Annotated in this window: 14 protein-coding genes; 5 read left to right on the top strand and 9 right to left on the bottom strand. The window is 73.4% G+C overall.

Going from position 1 to position 17,003, the window contains the following annotated elements; genetic code table 11:
* Nucleotides 1-55: 55 nt before the first annotated feature.
* The 4 genes from Voc01_RS49750 to Voc01_RS49735 form a co-directional block, all read right to left on the bottom strand.
* Entirely contained in the window at nt 56-532 is a 477-nt protein-coding gene (locus Voc01_RS49750; protein WP_203934819.1) for a hypothetical protein, read from the bottom strand.
* Nucleotides 522-2,702 carry a zinc metalloprotease gene (locus tag Voc01_RS49745; RefSeq protein ID WP_203934818.1) on the bottom strand — a complete coding sequence of 727 codons (2,181 nt, stop codon included), beginning with the start codon at nt 2,700-2,702 and terminating at the stop codon, nt 522-524. Before Voc01_RS49745 ends, Voc01_RS49750 begins: the two co-directional genes overlap by 11 nt.
* A gap of 61 nt (nt 2,703-2,763) precedes the next feature.
* Nucleotides 2,764-3,447: an AfsR/SARP family transcriptional regulator gene (locus Voc01_RS49740; RefSeq protein ID WP_203934817.1), complete on the bottom strand. Its 684-nt coding sequence runs from the start codon at nt 3,445-3,447 to the stop codon at nt 2,764-2,766.
* A gap of 361 nt (nt 3,448-3,808) precedes the next feature.
* Nucleotides 3,809-4,147 (bottom strand): hypothetical protein, encoded by a 339-nt coding sequence (locus Voc01_RS49735; RefSeq protein ID WP_203934816.1) that lies wholly within the window; start codon nt 4,145-4,147, stop codon nt 3,809-3,811.
* A gap of 218 nt (nt 4,148-4,365) precedes the next feature.
* Between Voc01_RS49735 and Voc01_RS49730 the strand changes: the two genes are divergently transcribed.
* Nucleotides 4,366-5,361: an ATP-binding cassette domain-containing protein gene (locus tag Voc01_RS49730; RefSeq protein WP_203934815.1), complete on the top strand. Its 996-nt coding sequence runs from the start codon at nt 4,366-4,368 to the stop codon at nt 5,359-5,361.
* Nucleotides 5,358-6,188 (top strand): ABC transporter permease, encoded by an 831-nt coding sequence (locus tag Voc01_RS49725; RefSeq protein ID WP_203934814.1) that lies wholly within the window; start codon nt 5,358-5,360, stop codon nt 6,186-6,188. Before Voc01_RS49730 ends, Voc01_RS49725 begins: the two co-directional genes overlap by 4 nt.
* A 4-nt stretch (nt 6,189-6,192) precedes the next feature.
* Here Voc01_RS49725 and pdxR read toward each other — a convergent pair whose 3' ends face one another.
* Nucleotides 6,193-7,605 (bottom strand): MocR-like pyridoxine biosynthesis transcription factor PdxR, encoded by a 1,413-nt coding sequence (gene pdxR, locus Voc01_RS49720; protein WP_203934813.1) that lies wholly within the window; start codon nt 7,603-7,605, stop codon nt 6,193-6,195.
* 46 nt (nt 7,606-7,651) lie between these two features.
* Here pdxR and Voc01_RS49715 point away from each other — a divergent pair, with 46 nt between their 5' ends.
* The 3 genes from Voc01_RS49715 to Voc01_RS49705 all read left to right on the top strand — a co-directional run bounded on the left by Voc01_RS49715 (nt 7,652) and on the right by Voc01_RS49705 (nt 10,903).
* The gene (locus Voc01_RS49715) at nt 7,652-8,464 is read left to right on the top strand and encodes an LLM class flavin-dependent oxidoreductase (protein WP_203934812.1); all 813 of its coding nucleotides are present in this window, start codon (nt 7,652-7,654) and stop codon (nt 8,462-8,464) included.
* Complete coding sequence (locus Voc01_RS49710) at nt 8,461-9,999, top strand: MFS transporter (protein WP_203934811.1); 1,539 nt, start codon at nt 8,461-8,463, stop codon at nt 9,997-9,999. Before Voc01_RS49715 ends, Voc01_RS49710 begins: the two co-directional genes overlap by 4 nt.
* A gap of 229 nt (nt 10,000-10,228) precedes the next feature.
* On the top strand, nt 10,229-10,903 hold the full coding sequence (locus Voc01_RS49705; RefSeq protein ID WP_203934810.1) for a 4'-phosphopantetheinyl transferase family protein: 675 nt from the start codon (nt 10,229-10,231) through the stop codon (nt 10,901-10,903).
* 6 nt (nt 10,904-10,909) lie between these two features.
* On the opposite strand, the gene Voc01_RS49700 is transcribed toward Voc01_RS49705, so the two are convergent.
* The 4 genes from Voc01_RS49700 to Voc01_RS49685 form a co-directional block, all read right to left on the bottom strand.
* Complete coding sequence (locus Voc01_RS49700) at nt 10,910-11,773, bottom strand: HEAT repeat domain-containing protein (protein WP_203934809.1); 864 nt, start codon at nt 11,771-11,773, stop codon at nt 10,910-10,912.
* A gap of 74 nt (nt 11,774-11,847) precedes the next feature.
* Nucleotides 11,848-14,610 carry a helix-turn-helix transcriptional regulator gene (locus tag Voc01_RS49695; RefSeq protein WP_203934808.1) on the bottom strand — a complete coding sequence of 921 codons (2,763 nt, stop codon included), beginning with the start codon at nt 14,608-14,610 and terminating at the stop codon, nt 11,848-11,850.
* 103 nt (nt 14,611-14,713) lie between these two features.
* On the bottom strand, nt 14,714-16,453 hold the full coding sequence (locus tag Voc01_RS49690) for a 2-isopropylmalate synthase (protein ID WP_445009838.1): 1,740 nt from the start codon (nt 16,451-16,453) through the stop codon (nt 14,714-14,716).
* Nucleotides 16,440-16,778 (bottom strand): hydroxyisourate hydrolase, encoded by a 339-nt coding sequence (locus Voc01_RS49685; RefSeq protein ID WP_203934806.1) that lies wholly within the window; start codon nt 16,776-16,778, stop codon nt 16,440-16,442. Before Voc01_RS49685 ends, Voc01_RS49690 begins: the two co-directional genes overlap by 14 nt.
* Between the last annotated feature and the right edge of the window lie 225 nt (nt 16,779-17,003).

The raw sequence follows: 17,003 nt of genomic DNA, 5'->3' as shown, positions 1-17,003 counted from the left end.
CCGACCGTACCCGGCTCGCGGCCTCCGTCTTCCATGATCGTCACCGTGCTGACGATCATGACGCGATCTCGACCGTGGCCTCGGCGTGCAGGGTCAGACGGGGGACGCGGGCGACCAGGTCGAGGACCGACCGGTCCTGGTTGAACGTTCCCAGCCAGGCCTCCGGACGCCCAGACCCGGTCGACAGGTCCAGCGAGTACACGTAGGTTCCCGGCACCTCCGGCGCGAAGGTGTCGAACGTCGGCAGCGGACCCGGGTCCATCGCCCCGCCGGGCGCGAGGCACCGGAAGTCCGTGGTGCGCAACGGTCCCACGAGGGGGTCCTCCGGCCGCGCCGGCACCGCGACCACGACGCCGTCGAGGCGGACCAGCGGCAGCCAGTGCGGGTAGCGGGTACCGGTGTCCGAGCCGTCGACGACGCCGACGATCCACAGGTCACCGGGACCGCTGTTGCGCAACCGGGCGCGCACCGGCACCGGCCGGCCGGCGGGATGCGGGCCGGCCGGTGCGTGCAGGGTCAGCTCAGCCGTCACCGAGCAGCTCGACCCTCGCGTCCGCCGCCTGCCGGCGCACGGTCTCGACGACCGCCGGGTTCACGCCGCGGGCCTCGAACGCCGCGGGCATGCCGTCGAGGATCTCCGCCGCCCGGTCGGTGTCGCCGGCGCGGGCCTCGGCCTTCGCCTGGGTGCGCATGACCAGGTTCAGCGTGATGTTGTCCACGCCCTCGCCGCGGTCGGCCGCCTCCCGCACCCGCGACAGCTCCGCGATCGCGGTCGCCGGGTCCGGCGGACGCACGGTCGTCCGCTTGTCGGCGGTGATCTCCTTGAAGGCCCTCGCGGCGTTGACCCCCCGCGCCAGCCGGGCGAACGACGCCAGCGGGTGGTCGCCGTGCTCGGCCAGCAACGCGTCGAAGGCCGCGTTGCCGTCGCGCAGGTGACGCGAGTCGGAGCCGAGCAGCGCCAGGAGCTGGCCCTGCTGGTCACCGAGCAGCAGCTCACCCACCGCGACGTCCTGCGCGGTGACCGGCGGGCGCACGCGCACCTCGGTGACCGGCGAGACGATCCGCGAGCCGTCGGCGGCGAGGTAGGACGCGCGGACCGCGTAGCGGCCCGGCTGGTCGAAGTACGCGCCGCCGCCGCCGTAGCCGATGAACGCGCTCTCGTAGCGGGCCTCGCCGGGCATCAGCATGACCGTCCGGCCCTCGTCGGCGCAGTGGCGGATCAGCGGGCGGAACAGGACCGTGCGGCCCGACGGCTGCCGGATCGCGATCGTCACGAAGTCCTCGTTCGGGTGCAGGTATCCGTGGGTCGCGGTGCCCCGCGTGTCGGTCGAGGACAGCTTCAGCTCGACGACCACCGGCTCGCCGTAGGCGAACGCGTCCTTCGCGCGGACCTCGATCGCCAGCCCCGACCGGTCCCGGACCGGCTCGGCGAACAGGTGCGGGTCGACCTCGGCCGCGCCCTGACCGAACGCGTCGCCGCCCATCACGATGTTGCGGTAGAACGCGTGCCGCAGGTGGATCACCTCGCGGTCGGTGAACTGGAACGGGAACGCCGCCCAGTACGCGGCGGTGCCGCCGGGACCGTTCGACGGCTGGAACCGGTCGACGTAGTTCATCCACGACAGGTCGCCCAGCCCGTTGTTGTCGCCGAGCGGCTGCGGCGGGTCGGCGAGGTGCTTCTGCCACGAGTGCAGCAGGTTGAAGGCGTGCCCGAGCTCGTGGACGTAGGTGCGCAGCTGCGCACGCTGGTCGAACGGCGCCTGGCCGCCGATCGTGGTGTCGAACACCGCACAGCCCTGCCGCTCGTGGGTGTCACCGGCGTCGAACATGATGCCGCGCCAGCCGTCGACGTGCTGGGTCGCGACGATCAGCCAGACCTTCCACTGCGGGATGTTCGCCCACCGGGAGAAGTGCGTGACCATCGCGTCGTGCAGCTCGGCGTCGGTCCACTTCGCGTCGACGCCGGCCGCGGCGACCGGGATCGCGTTCGTGTTGCCCGAGGCCAGCATCTCCACGCCCGCGAGCCGGTAGGCGCGCTGGACGTCGACGAGCCCGGCCGGTGAACCCACGGGCGCCGGCAGCGCGGCCGTGTCGTAGGCGACGAACGGCGTGGTGCCGACCACGAAGTCCTGCTCCCACTCCACCGACCGGAAGTACGAGGAGACGAACGCGCACGCGTAGGTCGCGCCGGGCGTGTTCGGCGGCGTGACGAACTGGACGGTCGCCGGCGCCTGCGGCTGCCAGATGAACCGCCGCGGGACGGTGACCCGCACGTACGGCGCCCCCGCGCTGAACGTGAACTGTCCCGGACCCTCCAGCCGCACCTCGGTGGCCGTGGTCGTGACCGTCGGCGCGTCGACGCGGAACGAGCCGAAGTAGGACTCGGTGCCACCGCTGACGTAGAAGAAGTCACCGCTGATCCGGTTCATCGGACGTGTGCCGCCGACGTCGACGCGCACCTCCAGCTGGTACCCGGTCCCCCCGCTGCGGTAGCGGCCGCGGACGAGCCGCTTCACCAGGATCGGCGGGGGCACGGGTAACGGGGGCGCCTGCGGGGTCGTGGGCGCGGTGTCCGGCGTCGTCTCGGCCTCCTGGACGTCGCCGCCGGTGTACAGGTCGTCCTGGGTCAGCTCGTCGTCGACGAGGTAGGTCGTGGCCCCGTTGTCGGAGAGGGGCGGTGCGGTGGGGTCGGAGATGGTCACGGGTCGCCTCCCGGATGTGTGGTGGACATCCGAACGCTTGTCCCGCACCGTCACCGCGGCGTCACCGATGCGTCACAGCGACCCGGCCGCGGAACACGAGCGCGGCCAGCTCCTCCGACGGTTCGACGCCGAGCTGGTCGACCAGGAGGTCGCGGAAGTGGTGGTACTCGCGGAGCGCCTCGGCCAGGTTGTGCTGGGCGAGGTGCACGGCGATCACCGCGCGGCGCGCGCTCTCCCGGTACGGGTCGGCCCGCACCGCCGCCAACGCGTAGTCCAGCGACGCCGCGAACCGCCCCTGTGCGGCCAGGTCGACGGCGGCCTGCTCCCAGGCGAGCAGCGTCCGCTGGCGCAGCCGGTCGCGCTCGAAGACGACCCAGTCGTCGTACCACCCGGGAAGCAGCTCGCCACACGCCGGCGCCGACGGACCGCCCGGCGGCGCCGACGGGCCGCCGAGCAGCCCGGCGACGTCGACCTCGACGCCGGGCGCGAGCGCGATCCCGTGCCACTCCGCCGTCACCAGCCCGTCGACCTTCCGGTTGCACCGCCACATCGTGGTGCGCAGGCTCGCCAGCGCCCGGGTCTCCGGCACCGCCGGCCACAGCGTGCCGGCCGTCACGACCCGGGCGGCGGGTCCGCCGAGCGCCAGGTACGCGACCAGCCGCTGTCCGGTTCCCGTCAGGACGACGGGGTGCCCGCCGGCGAGCAGCCGGAACCCGCCGATCAGGTCCAGGTGAACGTTCCGCATGTTCCCACCCCTCACAGCCACTGCCCGAGGAGAGCCGCCGGCGGCCCCGCGTGATACACCGTGGGCGCGCCGACCACCGACGACCACCCGTTTGTGTGAGTCGCGTACATGGTCGGCGGTCCGCGGGCGCGGCTACCGTCCGTGCGTGTCGTCACCGGCACCGGCACCGGCCGGGCTGACCGTCAACGGCACCGCCGACACGTCGGTCTCCCTGTCCTGGACCGCGGTGACCGGTGCGACGGGCTACCGCGTGTACCGCGACGGATCCCTGGCCGGGTCGCCCTCGGGCACCACGTTCGTCGACAGTGGACTGTCACCGGCCACCGGGTCCTCGCCGACAGCGGCTGCTGAACCGAGCGGGTCAGGCCGCCGAGCGGGCTGGGGTTCCGGAGCCGCGGGGGACAGCTCCGGAACCCCAGGTCGATGCGCCGTCGTCGTCGACCACGCCGGTCGCCGGGAAGCGACGGACGCCGAACGCGGCGGCCAGCGGCCCACCCTCCGGCTCCACCACCACCCGCGCCACCGGCCGCGGCGCCAGGACGAACGGCCGGGCCGTCGCCGCGCGTCCGACCACGACCGCCAGCACCCGCGAGCGGCCGCCCTCGGCCCGCTCCGCGTCGGCGCCGGTGGCGAACACCCGGTTGGGCAGGGCTCCGACGATCGCGACGGCGCCCCTTCCGTTGCCGGGAACCGGATCCATCGACCTCGATCGTAGGGACGCGCGCGGCGCCGGCCCTCCCCCAGCCGACCCCTGACCACCGGGCCCGCGAACCGTGACAAGGCAACGCCCGCGCCCACCCGGGACACGGGTCGCTAGGGGTGGGAACACCCCGCGCGCCGCCCGTACGGTGACCTCATCCGAGGCTGTGTCCGGCTGTACCGAAGCAGCCGTCGGCGTGCCGATCCCCGGGGGGCGACGTGAATACAGACAGACCGGCCGTACTGGCCGAGGGACTCGTCAAATGCTACGGCGACACGCGCGCCCTGGACGGGTTCGACCTGACCGTGCGGGCCGGCACCGTGTGCGGCCTGCTGGGCCACAACGGCGCCGGAAAGACCACCGCCGTCAGGATCCTCACCACGTTGATGCGCGCCGACGGCGGCCGCGCCGAGGTGCTCGGCATGGACGTGGCCCGGCAGGCGCGCCAGATCCGGTCGCACATCGGGGTCATCGGACAGGCGGCCGCCGTCGACGACATCCTCACCGGACGCGACAACCTCGTCATGTTCGGGCGCCTGTACCACCTCGGCAAGCGGGTGGCCCGGCAGCGGGCCGACGAGCTGCTGGGCATCTTCGGGCTGTCCGACGTCGCCGGCAGGCCGGTCAAGACCTACTCCGGCGGCATGCGGCGGCGGCTCGACCTGGCGGCCAGCCTCATCGTGGCGCCCCGGCTGCTGTTCCTCGACGAGCCGACCACCGGCCTCGACCCGGTCAACCGCAACCTGCTATGGGACCACCTGCGCGGCCTCGTCCGCGGCGGCACCACGGTGCTGCTCACCACGCAGTACCTCGACGAGGCCGACCAGCTCGCCGACAAGCTCGTGCTGATCAGCAAGGGCCGCGGCATCGCCGAGGGCACGCCCGACGAGCTCAAGTCGCAGATCGGCGGCAACCGCATCGACGTCGTCCTGCGCGACGTGAGCCGGCTTCCGGCCGCCGCCGCCATCCTCGCCCGGGTCAGCGGCGCCGAGCCGACGGCCGCACCGGAGCACCGGCGCCTCAGCGTCCCCGTGATCGACGACCGGGTCGTCACGCTCAGCGCGGCCCTGCGCGAACTGCAGATCGCGGGCATCGACGCCGAGGACATCGGACTGCGCCGGCCCACCCTCGACGAGGTCTTCCTGCAGCTGACCGGCACCGGCCCGGTGCGGGAAACGGTCCCGTCGTCGGAACCGGTTGGAGCCGCACGATGACCATCGCACCGGCCCTGCCGCACACGTTCGCGGCACGCACCCGCTGGGCCCTCGCCGACACCTGGACCGTGACCCTGCGGTACCTGACGCACCTGCGCCGGGCACCGGAACGCATCGCCATCGGGCTCGCGTTCCCCATCATCTCGATCCTGCTGTTCGGGTACGTCTTCGGCAGCGCGATCCCCATGCCGGGCAACGGAAACTACAACGAGTACCTGATTCCCGGCATGTTCGTGCAGGCGATGGTCTTCGGCATCGCCGGCCAGTCCGTCGCGGTCGCGGCCGACGTCGCGCGGGGCATCGGCGACCGGTTCCGGTCGATGCCGATGTCGCCGGTCGCCGTGGTCTCCGGCCAGACCGGTGCCGAGGTCATCTACGCCACGCTGGACCTCGTCGTCATGGCGGTCTGCGGTCTCGTGGTGGGCTGGCGCTTCCACGGTTCGGTCGGCGAGATGCTCGCCGCGTTCGGGCTGCTGCTCATGCTGCGGTTCGCGGCGACCTGGATCGGGCTCTACCTCGGTCTGATCGTGCGCGGACCGGAGGGCGCGGGCACGCTGACCCCGCTGCTGTTCCCGGTCATCATGATCTCCAACGCCTTCGTGCCGACCGACAGCATGCCCACGTGGCTGCGCGTGGTCGCGGAGTGGAACCCGGTCTCGGCCACCGTCGGCGCCATCCGCCAGCTGTTCCACAACCCGACGCTGACCTCCGCCGACGCCTCCTGGCCGATGCGGCACCCGGTGCTGATGGCCGTGGTGTGGCCGATCGTGCTGACGGCCATCTTCCTGCCGCTGGCGGTGCGCCGGTACCAGCGCATGTCCCGATGAGCGGTCACCTGGCCGACGCCCGCACGGCGTCGGCCAGGGCCCGTACCGCGTCGGGGATCGTGGGGACCGGCAGTTGCGCGTACCCGACGAGCAGCGTCGGAGGCCCGGCGGTGGGCGGGATCCAGAACCCGTGCATGGTGGTGAGGTCGATGCCGCGACGCCGGGCCTCGCGCAGGATCGCGTGCTCGTCGTAGCCGTCGGGCAGTTCGACGGTGGCGTGCAACCCGGCGGCGATGCCCCGCACGGTCGCCTCGGGCAACGCGTGCGCCAGTTCAGCCAGCAGCCGGTCGCGTCCGCGCCGGTACCGCGCCCGCATCCGCCGCAGGTGCCGGTCGAGCTCGCCCCGCGACAGGAAGCCCGCGAACGCGTGCTGTTCGATCTGCGCGGTGCCGCAGTCGGCGAGGTCCTTCTCGTCGGCGACCGCGGCGACCATCGACGGCGGGACGACCAGCCAGCCCAGCCGCAGCGCCGGCGCCAGCGTCTTGCTCGCCGACCCGGCGTAGACGACGCGGTCGGGGTCGAGCCCCTGCAGCGCGCCGACGGCCGCGCGGTCGTAGCGGTACTCGGCGTCGTAGTCGTCCTCGATGACGACGACGTCGCGCCGGCGGAGCCAGTCGAGCAGGCCGCGCCGCCGATCACCGGCGAGCACAGCGCCCGTCGGATGCTGGTGCGCCGGGGTCAGCACGAGCGCGTCGACGTCGGCCCGCTCCAGGGCGTCGAGCCGCACCCCCGCGTCGTCCACCGCCACCGGCACCACGGTGAGGCCGGCGCGTTCGGCGATGCGCCGCTGCTCGGGGTGGCTCGGGTTCTCGAACCCGATGCGCCGCGCGCCGCGCGCGAGGAGCGTGCGGCAGACGAGCCCCTGCGCCTGCGAGTACCCGTTGGTGACCACGACCCGCCCGGGGTCGGCGGCCACGCCACGCACCCGGCCGAGGTAGCCGGACAGGGCCCACCGCAACGGTTCCGCGCCGCGCGGGTCGCCGTACCCGAGGTCGGCGTTCGTCATCGTCCGCAGGGCCTCGCGCAGGCAGCGCAGCCACTCGGTGCGGGGGAAGCCCGACACGTCGGGAGCGCGCGGGCGCAGGTCGAACCGCGGGGTTGCGGCAGCGCGGTCCGGTTGCGCCGGCGAGGGGACCGGCGTGCGCGCCGACTCCGCGACGCACGGGCGCGCGCCCTGTCGCAGGGTCAGGTACCCCTCGGCCGCGAGCTGCCCGTAGGCGCCGACCACGACGCGGCGCGCGACCCCGAGCTGGGCCGCCAGGTCGCGGGTCGAGGGCACCCGGTCGCCGGCGCGCAGCCGGCCGGCGCGGACCGCGTCGCGCAGCTGCGTCTCGATCTGCGATCCCAGCGTCCGGCCGCCGTCCCGCGCGACCGACACCAGCACCTCCACCGGTTTACTGGTCTCGTCTGCAGCCACGAAACTGGACCCCTTTCATGCACCAGTTCGACCCTAGCATCGGGTCATGACCAACTCAGCCCTGTGGATCCCGGCCTTCGACGAGCTCTCCGACCCGGCCGTCGTCGTCCGCCTGGCGGTCGAGGCCGAGGAGGCCGGCTGGCACGGGTTCTTCCTCTGGGACCGGCTCGGCTGGCCGGCGCCGGTGCGCCGGGCCGCCGACCCGTGGGTCACCCTCACGGCTGTCGCCGCCGCCACCGAACGGCTGCGGCTCGGCCCGATGGTGACGCCGCTGGCCCGCCGGCGGCCGGCGAAGGTCGCCCGCGAGACGGTGACCCTCGACCACCTCAGCGGCGGCCGGCTGACCCTCGGCGTCGGCCTCGGCAGCGACACCTACGGCCGCGAGCTGGCCCGGACCGGCGAGCAGACCGACGCCCGGGTCCGTGCCGCGATGCTCGACGAGGCGCTGGACGTCCTCGCCACCGCCTGGTCGGGCGAGCCGGTGCACCACGCCGGCACGCACTACACCGTCGACGGGCTCCGCTTCCTGCCCACGCCGGTGCAGCCCCGCATCCCGGTGTGGGGCGCCGGGTACCCGGGCAGCACCGGGCCGCTGCGCCGCGCGTCCCGGCTCGACGGCTACTTCCCGATCGACCTCGACCACCCCGACCAGCTCGCCGAGCTGGTGGCGACCCTGTCCGACCTCCGCGGCACCGCGACCGGCCCGTACGACGTCGCCGTGGCGCTCCCGCCGGGCACCGACCCGTCCGGGTATCTCGCCGCCGGCGCCACCTGGTGGATGCCCGACCTCGACCCGGGAACGCTCTCGGTCGACCTGGTCCGCGGCATCCTGCGCGACGGTCCGGTGGTGTCCCGATGAGCGCCGCCACGCGCGGCCGCGGGCTGGCCGTCCTCGTCGTCGGCGCGGGCATGACCCAGGCCGCCGTCGTGGTCGGGACCACCGCCGCCACGCTGATGTTCGCGTCCGCTTTCGGTGACCGGTGGGGCAGCGTGCCGTACACCGCGACGGTGTTCGGCGCCGCGGCGGGTTCGGTCGGGCTGACCCGCCTGGCCCGCCGGCCCGGGCTGATCGCGGCCTACTCGGTCGCGGCGGTGGGTGCCGGCCTGGCGCTGACCGGCGTGCCCGCGCTCGTCGTCGCCGGGCTGTTCCTCGTCGGATGCGGCAGCGCCGGTTCGCAGGCGGCCCGCTACGCCGGGGCGGACCTGTACCCCGAAGGCCGGCAGGGCGTCGCGCTCGGCGCGGTGGTGTGGGCCGGCACGATCGGCGGCGTCGGCGGGCCGGTGCTGATGGGCCCGGTCGCCGACCTGTCCGGGCGGGCCGGTGTCGCCGGGCTCACCGGGTCACTCCTGCTGGCGTGCGCCGCGACCGTGACCGCCGCGGTCGTCACCGTCGCCCTGCCCCGCACGCCGACGCCGCCGCCGGCGCCCCGGCCGCGCTCCGCGCGGGGCGGGCTGACCGCACCCGTGCGGACCGCGATGGTCGCGATGATGGCGGCGCAGGGCGCGATGGTGGCGGTCATGGTCGCCGCTCCCCTGCACCTGCACCACCGGGGCTCCGACCTCGGCGCGGTCGGGACCGTGATCGGCGTCCACGTGTCGGGGATGTTCGCGCTCGCGCCGCTCAACGGGCACCTCGCCGACCGGTACGGCGGCCGGCGCATGCTGCTCGCCGGTCTCGCCGTGGTGTGCGCGTCGGGTCTGCTGGTCCTCGGCCCGGTGGGGCCGGGGCTGGCGGTGCCGCTGTTCCTGCTCGGATACGGCTGGAGCCTGGCGATGGTCGCCGGCAGCGCGCTGCTGGTGGCCCGGGTTCCCGAAGGCGACCGCATCCGGGTGCAGGGCCGCGTCGACGCCCGCGTCTGGTGCGTCACCGCGGTCGCCACCCTGTCCTCCGGCCAGCTGTTCGCGGTCGGTGGGTACGCGACGCTCGCGGCGGGGTCGGTGGCGCTGGTGCTCGTCGCGATGGCCTACGTCGCGCGCGGTCGTGCTGGCAGGGGGGTCGGGCCGCGTCGGCCCTCGCCGGGGCGCGTGTCCGGCTTCACACCCCTATCCGGTACGGGTACGACAGGAGGCGTAGGGGGTTCCACGGGCCGCGGCCGGTTACGCATTCTGGAGTCCACAACAGAACCCGACTCCCAGGGGAGAAAGGACGGATGGATGGCTCACGAGTTTTCCACCTGTGAATTGACCACCCGCGGTCCGGACACGATCGAGGTGAACCTCGAAGGAGGACCGAACGGCATCCCCCGCCGTTTTCCAGCGACGGCGGCCCAACTGGCTTACGGGAAAATCAAGGTGCCCTACCTGGCCGGATACGAGCACTTCGAACGCGTCCTCTCCGACAATGCCCGACCGGACCTGTTCTCCTGGACGACCCGCACGAAGATCGCCGAATAGGCGAGCCGAACAGCGCGGACGTCGCCCCCTAACGCGACCCTGGCAGTCCCGTAACCGCCTCGGCGCAGCCCGAGAAACCACCGCCGCGCGTTCCCCCCGCGCGGCGGTGGTCATATATTCGGAACATGTCCACCGTCGATGCGACCGCCTGCCCGGGCAGCACGTGCTGCGTTGCCGGGCGGCCACCGCCGGTGGGTTCCGGATACTCTTTCCCGTTTCGGGAGACGCCATGATAGAGGCAATTCTTCCGGCCGGCGCGGTCGCGGTCGACACGTTCACCACGCCTCCCGACGCGACTCTCTTCCCCGAAGAGGAATTGATTGTCCGTAATTCCGTCGACAAGCGGCGGCAGGAGTTCACGACGGCCCGCTGGTGCGCCCGCCAGGCGATGGCGAAGCTGGGCCGGCCGCCGATGCCGGTGCTGCCCGGTCCGCGCGGCGAGCCGCAGTGGCCGAACGGTCTGGTCGGCAGCATCACCCACTGCGCCGGCTACCGCGGCGCGGTGCTCGCCGAGGCCACCGTGGTCACCACCGTGGGCATCGACGCCGAGCCCAACCAGGCGCTGTCCAACGGCGTCCTCCCCGCGGTGTCCCTGCCCGACGAGCGCGGCCGCATCCAGACGCTGCTGCGCGAGCACCCCGAGGTCCACTGGGACCGGCTGCTGTTCAGCGCCAAGGAGTCCGTCTACAAGGCGTGGTTCCCGCTGACATCGCGCTGGCTCGACTTCGAGGACGCCGACGTCACCATCGACCCGCTGGCCGGCACGTTCCAGGCCCAGCTGATGGTCACCGGTCCCCGGCTGCACGGCCGCAAGCTCACCGGCTTCAGCGGCCGCTGGCTGGTCGACAACGGCCTGATCCTGACGGCGATCGCGGTCGTCGCCCCGGTACCCGCGACGGTCTGAGCCCCTTCACCGCTGCCGGCGGGTGGCATCGTCCGCCGGGGCGACCGGGGCGACCAGGCGGGGATCCCCGGTGTGGGCGGCGAGCAGGGCGACGGCCTCGTCGCGCAGGCCGGCCGCCTGGCCCGCCTCGTCGTCGCCGTCGGTGTCGTCCAGGGCCGCCAGGAGCGGCTCGACCGCCCGCGGGTCGCCGAAGGCGGCCAGGGCCCGCAGCGCCTCCGCCCGCGTGACGGCGTCGTCGTCGCCGACGCGGGCGAGGAGGGCGTGCCGCACCTCCGCCGTGTCGCGGCCGGCCTGGTACAGCCCGGAGCAGGACCAGTCGCGGACCAGCGGGTCCGGGTCGGCGGTCAGCTCGACCAGGTACCGCAGCGCCCCGTCGTCGTCGGCGGCGAGCCGGGTCAGCGCGAGCGCGACCGACCACCGCACCATCACGTCCGGATGCGAGCGCCACCGGCCGAGCGGCCCGACCGCACGCGGGTCGGCCAGGTGGCCGAGCGCGGTGGCGACGGCCTGCCGCACCGCGTCGACGGTCTCCGTGGCGGCCAGGTCCAGCAGCAGCGTCACGGCCGGCGGGCGGAAGGGACGCTCGTCGAGCGGCACGGACACGGTTGCGCCCGTGTCGGCGAGCGCTACCGCGCCCAGCTGGCCGAGCACGTAGGCACCCAGCTCCCGCCGGACCGGGTCGGCGTCACCGCACAGCGATCGGGCCGCCTCGAACGTCTCCCGGTCGCCGCGCAGGTGCAGGAACGAGGTGAACTCCGGCCGGGTGTCCTCGTCGACGGCCAGCGCGGCGGCCACCAGGTCGGCGACCGGCAGCGTCCGCAGGGGCACCTCACCGTCGTCGGTCAGCAGGGTGGCGGCGGTCCAGCTCATGGTGACAGTCAACCCGGTCCACGCACGTGAAAGCGGCCGCGCCCCTCTGAGCGCGACCGCTGTCCGTGGGATACCTAGGCGCTCGCGGCGTCCAGGTTCAAACTGGCCGGCAGGTCCGTCCGGCGGGTGACGTTGAGCTTGCGGAACGTCCGCGTCAGGTGCTGCTCTACGGTGCTGATCGTGATGTAGAGCTTCTCGGCGATCTCGCGGTTGGTGTAGCCGGCCGCCGCCAGCGCGGCCACGCGGTGCTCGGCCTCGCTGAGGATGGCCGGACCGGCCGCTGCCTTCACCGGCTGGCCCGGGGTGTCGCCCTCGTCCCAGCCCGCGTCGCGGTTGAGCACCTTCAGCAGGGGCAGCGCCCCCGCCTTCTCCGCGGTGGCCCGCGCCCGCCGGGCGATCATGCCGGCCCGCCTCGACTCGCCGAGCAGCAGGAACGCCTCGGTCAGGTCGACCAGGGTCCGCGCCAGCTCGTACTCGTCGCCGCCGGTGTGCAGGTCGGCGGCCTGGCGCAGGAACAGCGGGCGGTGCCTGGGCTGGCTGCAGGCCGCGTACAGGCGCAGGCCCATCGCCCGCACCCGCGGCTCGCCCTTGCCGCACCTCGCCAGCTGCTCCTCGACGAGCTGCTGGGCCCGCTCGGGCGAGTTCATCCGCAGCAGCGTCTCGGCCGCCTCGATGCGCCACGGGACCAGGCCCGCCGCGTCCAGTCCCCACTGGGCGGTCAACCGGCCGCACAGCTGGAAGTCCCGCAGCGCCAGCGGCAGCTCGCCGATCGCCAGCGAGTACCGGCCGCGCGCGTACAGGTAGTGCAGGCCGTAGCGGGTCTGCAGCATCTCCTCCGGCACCGGCTGGTCCAGGTGGTCGCGGACCTCACCCAGGTCGCCGGCCGCGGTCGCCGCCGTGATGAGGACCGCCAGCGGACCGCCGACCGCCACGCCCCAGCTGCTCGGCGGCATCACGGTCAGGGCATCCCTGGCGTGGCGACGCGCGGTCTGCAGGTCACCGAGGCGCAGCGCGATCTCCGCGCGGATCGCGGCGAGCCGCGCCTGCCGGCTCGGCGCCTTGCGCAGCCCGGCCTCCTCGATGAACATGTCGCACCACGGCGCGGCCGCGTCGGGCCGGCCGCCGTAGGTGAGCGCGAGCAGGGCGCTCTCCACGGTGTCCAGGCTCATCTCGTCGAGACGGGAGTTGTGCAGGATCCGCTCGGCCGTGCTGATCGCCCGTTCGGACGGGCCGCGCGTGGTCACCGCGGCCAGCGCGTTCGCCGCCTCCAGCCGGTGGCTGGCCGCGACGGTGGGCATCGTCGCCGGTGGCTGCGGGCCCTGGTGCAGCAGCGACCGGAAGGACGGGTAGGTCGCCACGAGCAACGGCCGGGTGATCGCCAGCTCGGCGAGCGTGTCGGTGTCGGTCTCGTCGGTGTTCGCGCTGAGGTGCTCGAAGACCTCGCCGGCGTCGGCGAACTGGCCGTGCCAGAGCAGCGCCTTCGTGAGGACCAGCGCGTCGGTGCCGCGCAGGTGCCCGCCGCGCAGGGCGGCGGCCAGCTCCGGCAGATAGCCGGTCGGCGCGCTCGGGTTGATCCGCCACTCCGCCCGTACCAGGGTGGTGATGATCCGGGTGCGGCGCTGGCCGTCCGGGCACGCCTGCAGCGCCAGCTCCAGGTAGCGCACGGCCACGGCGACCCGGCCCTCGCGCAGGGCCTGCCGGGCGGCGTCCTCCAGCACCGGCACCGCCCACGGGTCGTTGATCTCGCCGGCGCGCACCAGGTGCTCGGCGACGACGGCGCTCGCCGCGCCGCTGCGGTGCGCGAGCACCGCGGCCCGCTCGAACAGCTCCACGCGTTCGCGGTCGTCGATGTCGTTGAGGACCGCCTCGCGGGCGACCGGGTGCCGGAACTCGCCACCGGCCAGGAGTCCGGCCGCGGTCAGCGCCCGCACCGCGTGCGTGACCTGCGTGGCGTCGGCCGGCAGGATCTGTTCGAGCAGGTCGGGGTCGGGGCACACGGCGATCCCGTGCGCCACGCGCAGCAGCCGCGCGCCGGACCGGCGCAGGCAGGAGACCACCGCGCGGGCGTAGTGTTCGCCGGCGACCGGCTCGTTGCCGGCCGCGCCCCCGGCGGTGACCGCGTCGCGGTGGTCGTCGAGCAGGCCACCGAGCAGCAGCGGGTTGCCGCCGCTGAGGTGGTGCCAGGCCGTTCCCAGCCGCTCGGCGTCGGCGGTACCGACGCTCTCGGCGGCCATCGTCCGGACCCCGTCGGCCGTCAGCGGCGACAGCACGATCCGGGTGCCGTACGGCGGCCGCCACAGCGTCTCGAGGTCGAACGCGGCGTCGTCGGGGCGGTGGTGCTCGGTCTGGCTGAACAGCGCCAGCATCGGCGCGAACCGCACCCGACGGGCCAGGTAGGACAGGCAGACGATCGACGCGCGGTCGGCGCGGTCGATGTCGTCGACGGCGATGATCAGCGGGTACCGCTGCGACAGCTCCAGCAGGATCGTGCACAGCGCGTGCACGATCTGCGGGTCGATCGGCTTGTCGCCGGAGTCCGCGCGAACGCCCTCGTAGAGCAGGTTCATCGCGCGCTGCCAGTCGTCGGGGACCAGCGGCGCGTCGAGCAGCAGCTGGCTTATCACGCCGAGGGGCAGGTTGCGCTCGGCGTCGGAGCCGGCGGCGGTGATCGCGAGAGCGTCGCGATCGACCGCCCGGTCGGCGTAGGTGTTCAGCAGCTCGGTCTTTCCGGACGCCACCGCGCCGGTGATGACGGCGACGCGTCCTTTGCCTGCCACCGCGGAGGCGAGCAGGCCGTCCAGCGTGGCGATAGCCTCGTCCCGCTCGAGTAGTGTCATGATCGTTTCCCCTCTGACGATCGTCCTTCCACCGGTGACGCTACGGAGCACCGCTGTCGAACCCTTATCGCCGGGCAATCGCCGGGTTGTTGCCGGGTGGTCGTCACCCGGTCCGGGCATATCGGGGTGGCAGCACCCGCGTGGCGGGCGGCGCGGCCGCCGGGGCGCGACCGGTGCGCGCGACCGCCGAGCGGACCGCCGCCGAGACCGCCGCCGCCAGATCCGCCTCGACGCCGACGCCCCACAGGGTGTCCCCGCCGACGCGCAGCTCCGCGTACACCGCGAGACCGGCGGAGTCGGCGAGCGCCGTGCCGGTGCGGTGCACCGCGCGCACGTCGATGCTCCAGCGCGCCAACGCCCGCCTGATCCGGTCGAGCTCCTCGGTGCGTTCGCCACCGACGGTGAACGCCGCGCCGTCGACGTGCAGGTACGCGGGCACCAGGTCGGAGAACGACAGCGGCACCGCCATCAGCGACCCGGACATGTACCCGTCGCGGAACAGCGCGCAGATCCGGTCGGGGTCGATCTCGCCGCCCTCGCCGTCGGCGTGGGACTGCACCACGCGGGCGAACTCCATCTGCAGCTCGCGCGGCGGGTGCAGGCCGAGCCGCGTGCTGAGCACGTACGCGATCCCACCCTTGCCGGACTGGCTGTTGATGCGCACCACGCTCTCGTAGGTGCGGCCCACGTCCTGCGGGTCGACCGGCAGGTACGGGATGTCCCAGACCGGCTCCGCGCCGGTCTCGGCCAGGCGGCCCTGCTCGGTGAACCCCTTGTTGATGGCGTCCTGATGGGACCCGGAGAACGCCGTGTAGACGAGGTCGCCGCCGTACGGGTGCCGGGGGTGCACCGGCAGGCCGGTGCAGTGCTCGGCGACGCGCCGGATCCGGTTCAGGTCGGAGAAGTCGATCTCCGGGTCGATGCCCTGGCTGAACAGGTTGAGCCCGAGCGTCACCAGGTCGACGTTGCCGGCCCGCTCGCCGTTGCCGAACAGACACCCCTCGATGCGCTGCGCGCCGGCGAGCACCGCCAGCTCGGCGGTCGCCACGCCGGTCCCCCGGTCGTTGTGCGGGTGCACCGACAGGCACACGTGCTCGCGCCGGGTCAGGTTGCGGTCCAACCACTCGATCCGGTCGGCGAACACGTTGGGCATCGTCCGCTCGACGGTGGTCGGGAAGTTCAGGATGATCGGCCGGTCGGTACCGGGCTGCCACACGTCCATGACCGCCTCGCAGACCTCGAGCGCGAAGTCCGGCTCGGTGTCGTTGAACATCTCCGGCGAGTACTCGTAGCCCAGGTCGCAGTCGGCGAGGCTCTCCTCGGCGTACTTCATGAGCAGCCGGGTGCCGTGCACGGCCAGGTGCCGGCAGCCCGCGCGGTCGACGCCGAGCACGACCCGGCGGAACAGCGGCGAGGTCGCGTTGTAGATGTGCACGGTGGCCCGAGGTGCGCCGACGAGGCTCTGCACGGTCTCGCGGATCAGGTCGTCGCGCGCCTGCGTCAGCACCGAGATCCGCACGGTGTCGGGGATCAGGTCCTTCTCGATCAGCATGCGCAGAAAGTCGTGGTCGTCGCGGCTCGCGACCGGGAACCCGACCTCGATCTCGCGGTAGCCCATGTCGACGAGCAGCCGGAACATCTGGAGCTTGCGGGCCGGGCTCATCGGGTTGACCAGCGACTGGTTGCCGTCACGCAGGTCGGTCGACAGCCACCGCGGCGCGGTGGTCACCTGACGGTCGGGCCAAGACCGGTCGGGCAGGTCGACGTGGCCGGCGGGTCGGTAGCGCCTCACCGCGCTGCGTAAGGATTCCACGGACGTTCCTCCATCGTCAGGTGCGTGCACCGAAGAACATCGAGTACGAGTAGGGCGCGAGCATCACCTGGATCTGACAGGCGTCGGCCTCGTCGAACATCACGGAGGCGACGCTGATCTCCGGGTAGGCGGCACTCACCCCGAGGTTGGCGAAGTAGGAACCGCTGTCGAGGACGATCCGGTAGGTCCCCGGCTCCAGGCCGTTCCTGGACCAGTCCACGATGTGCCCGTTCTCGTCGGTCTGCGCCAGCGCTATGGTCCGCCAACCCTCCGGCATCCGCCGCTCCAGTCGGGCCGGGACGCCGGCGGCCGGTCGGCCGTACACGACGTCCAGCACTTGCGCCGTGACGTTCATCCGAAACCCGCTCACTATCCGGCGCCCGCGACGCGGGCGCTCATGCGGCGATTCTCGGGACGCCCGCTATCGCCGCGCATTCGAGTGGTTATCGCCGCCGCCGGGGCCGGCTATTTTCCGGAGGAAAGAGCTTTGATAACGCATTGATGGGTGCCGGCAATAGCGTCATCGCCATACCCGCTGCCGGACAGTTACCGACAGCAGAGATACCACCCAGAAAGCGGG

This window comes from Virgisporangium ochraceum (assembly GCF_016863655.1).
Classification (GTDB): Bacteria; Actinomycetota; Actinomycetes; order Mycobacteriales; family Micromonosporaceae; genus Virgisporangium; species Virgisporangium ochraceum.
The sequence above is the reverse complement of the archived record's forward strand: the minus strand, read 5'-3'. Positions and strand labels throughout refer to the sequence as shown.

Excerpts from the sequence above, each read along its gene's own strand:
- Voc01_RS49740 (WP_203934817.1), bottom strand. The coding sequence starts at position 3,447 with ATGCGGAACGTTCACCTGGACCTGATCGGCGGGTTCCGGCTGCTCGCC.
- Voc01_RS49735 (WP_203934816.1), bottom strand. The coding sequence starts at position 4,147 with ATGGATCCGGTTCCCGGCAACGGAAGGGGCGCCGTCGCGATCGTCGGA.
- Voc01_RS49725 (WP_203934814.1), top strand. The coding sequence starts at position 5,358 with ATGACCATCGCACCGGCCCTGCCGCACACGTTCGCGGCACGCACCCGC.
- Voc01_RS49715 (WP_203934812.1), top strand. The coding sequence starts at position 7,652 with ATGACCAACTCAGCCCTGTGGATCCCGGCCTTCGACGAGCTCTCCGAC.
- Voc01_RS49710 (WP_203934811.1), top strand. The coding sequence starts at position 8,461 with ATGAGCGCCGCCACGCGCGGCCGCGGGCTGGCCGTCCTCGTCGTCGGC.
- Voc01_RS49705 (WP_203934810.1), top strand. The coding sequence starts at position 10,229 with ATGATAGAGGCAATTCTTCCGGCCGGCGCGGTCGCGGTCGACACGTTC.
- Voc01_RS49700 (WP_203934809.1), bottom strand. The coding sequence starts at position 11,773 with ATGAGCTGGACCGCCGCCACCCTGCTGACCGACGACGGTGAGGTGCCC.
- Voc01_RS49695 (WP_203934808.1), bottom strand. The coding sequence starts at position 14,610 with ATGACACTACTCGAGCGGGACGAGGCTATCGCCACGCTGGACGGCCTG.
- Voc01_RS49685 (WP_203934806.1), bottom strand. The coding sequence starts at position 16,778 with ATGAACGTCACGGCGCAAGTGCTGGACGTCGTGTACGGCCGACCGGCC.